Here is a 2,500-nt window from a genome sequence, read left to right on the forward strand (position 1 = left end):
TTCGAATTTTCCCAGTTGACACGGTTTCGGAGGGGCTTTAAACGGCGCCTCCACTTCGGAGCGGGGCCGGTTGATCTGGTCTTCTTCTGAGGCTCTACAGAGAAGATCTTGGGCTTTGCCTGTTTGATCTTTGTGTTCTTTGACAAGTTGGTTTTGAGAAAGAGAAGCGTGGGCGGCTTTGATGTCCTTGCGGATCTGACTTCGGTCGGATCGTGAGACACTTAAGCTGACACGTTTCGGAAGCTCACCGGCCTCGTGGAAACGCGGGGTTCGGATGTGAGCACTCCGTTACATTAAGTGATCAGCTTGGATCAGATCTCTTCAACTTGAGAGTTTGATCCTGGCTCAGAGCGAACGCTGGCGGCAGGCTTAACACATGCAAGTCGAACGCATCCTTCGGGATGAGTGGCAGACGGGTGAGTAACACGTGGGAACGTGCCCTTCGGTTCGGAATAACTCTGGGAAACTAGAGCTAATACCGGATACGCCCTTTTGGGGAAAGGTTTACTGCCGAAGGATCGGCCCGCGTCTGATTAGCTAGTTGGTGGGGTAATGGCCTACCAAGGCGACGATCAGTAGCTGGTCTGAGAGGATGATCAGCCACATTGGGACTGAGACACGGCCCAAACTCCTACGGGAGGCAGCAGTGGGGAATATTGGACAATGGGCGCAAGCCTGATCCAGCCATGCCGCGTGAGTGATGAAGGCCTTAGGGTTGTAAAGCTCTTTTGTCCGGGACGATAATGACGGTACCGGAAGAATAAGCCCCGGCTAACTTCGTGCCAGCAGCCGCGGTAATACGAAGGGGGCTAGCGTTGCTCGGAATCACTGGGCGTAAAGGGCGCGTAGGCGGTCTTTTAAGTCGGGGGTGAAAGCCTGTGGCTCAACCACAGAATTGCCTTCGATACTGGAAGACTTGAGTTCGGAAGAGGTTGGTGGAACTGCGAGTGTAGAGGTGAAATTCGTAGATATTCGCAAGAACACCGGTGGCGAAGGCGGCCAACTGGTCCGACACTGACGCTGAGGCGCGAAAGCGTGGGGAGCAAACAGGATTAGATACCCTGGTAGTCCACGCCGTAAACGATGAATGCCAGCCGTTGGGCAGCTTGCTGCTCAGTGGCGCAGCTAACGCTTTGAGCATTCCGCCTGGGGAGTACGGTCGCAAGATTAAAACTCAAAGGAATTGACGGGGGCCCGCACAAGCGGTGGAGCATGTGGTTTAATTCGAAGCAACGCGCAGAACCTTACCATCCCTTGACATGGCATGTTACCCAGAGAGATCTGGGATCCTCTTCGGAGGCGTGCACACAGGTGCTGCATGGCTGTCGTCAGCTCGTGTCGTGAGATGTTGGGTTAAGTCCCGCAACGAGCGCAACCCACGTCCTTAGTTGCCATCATTCAGTTGGGCACTCTAGGGAGACTGCCGGTGATAAGCCGCGAGGAAGGTGTGGATGACGTCAAGTCCTCATGGCCCTTACGGGATGGGCTACACACGTGCTACAATGGCGGTGACAGAGGGATGCGAGACCGCGAGGTTTAGCTAATCCCAAAAAACCGTCTCAGTTCGGATTGCACTCTGCAACTCGAGTGCATGAAGGCGGAATCGCTAGTAATCGTGGATCAGCATGCCACGGTGAATACGTTCCCGGGCCTTGTACACACCGCCCGTCACACCATGGGAGTTGGTCTTACCCGACGGCGCTGCGCCAACCGCAAGGAGGCAGGCGACCACGGTAGGGTCAGCGACTGGGGTGAAGTCGTAACAAGGTAGCCGTAGGGGAACCTGCGGCTGGATCACCTCCTTTCTAAGGATGCAGCTTTAGAAGTTCGCTTCTCTCGCAGCGTCATTGGAATATCAGAAGTCCAGTCAGGACTTCATTGGCGGGACATGTAAAAGCCGTCCTCGTTTCTCTTTCTCATCCGGACAATCGGGATCGCCTGGAAGCGGTTGGCGAGGCTGAAAAGCCTGGTCGATGCTTCGGCTCAGGTCTCGGGCCTGTAGCTCAGGTGGTTAGAGCGCACCCCTGATAAGGGTGAGGTCGGACGTTCGAGTCGTCCCAGGCCCACCACTATCGTTGGTCTCCCATCGCGCTGAGGCTGTCCCAAACAATTGGGGCTGTAGCTCAGCTGGGAGAGCAGTTGCTTTGCAAGCATCAGGTCGTCGGTTCGATCCCGTCCAGCTCCACCATTCTTTTGCAGGCTGAAAAGCCTCGGGAGTGGTCAGGACGACATCCGGATAAGAGAGATTCAAGTTTGCCGCAGGGCCTGGCTGAAGCCGCTCTGTGTGCAAGACCAACAAACATCGTGAAGAGGGAATGTGGCCGTTTGGGCCGGCGAGAGCCGGGTCCATTGAGGTCATGTTCGGCAAGCATGGTGACGTGAGGCCGAAAGGCTTCTACGTCACCGGTCTTTATCGTGACCGTGGCTGCGATCGTCTTGTCCTTCGTGACAAGTTCGTTTGCGGACATCGATCATGAGAGCGATCAAGTGCCTTAAGAGC

At 55.5% G+C, this 2,500-nt stretch carries 2 tRNA genes and 2 rRNA genes (1 of these 4 cut by a window edge); all 4 read left to right on the forward strand.

Annotated features, from left to right (window positions below):
• Positions 1–322: 322 nt before the first annotated feature.
• Positions 323–1,805: ribosomal RNA gene (locus HCU64_RS25040) — 16S ribosomal RNA — on the forward strand.
• Between the two features lie 187 nt (positions 1,806–1,992).
• Positions 1,993–2,069: transfer RNA gene (locus HCU64_RS25045), tRNA-Ile, on the forward strand.
• Positions 2,070–2,112: 43 nt separating this feature from the next.
• Positions 2,113–2,188 (forward strand) — tRNA-Ala (locus tag HCU64_RS25050).
• A 293-nt stretch (positions 2,189–2,481) separates the two neighbouring features.
• Positions 2,482–2,500 (forward strand): 23S ribosomal RNA (locus HCU64_RS25055) (it continues 2,786 nt past the right edge of the window).
• Together the 16S and 23S rRNA genes with 2 tRNA genes alongside form the textbook arrangement of a ribosomal RNA operon.

The organism is Methylobacterium sp. C25 (assembly GCF_021352225.1).
GTDB lineage: Bacteria > Pseudomonadota > Alphaproteobacteria > Rhizobiales > Beijerinckiaceae > Methylobacterium.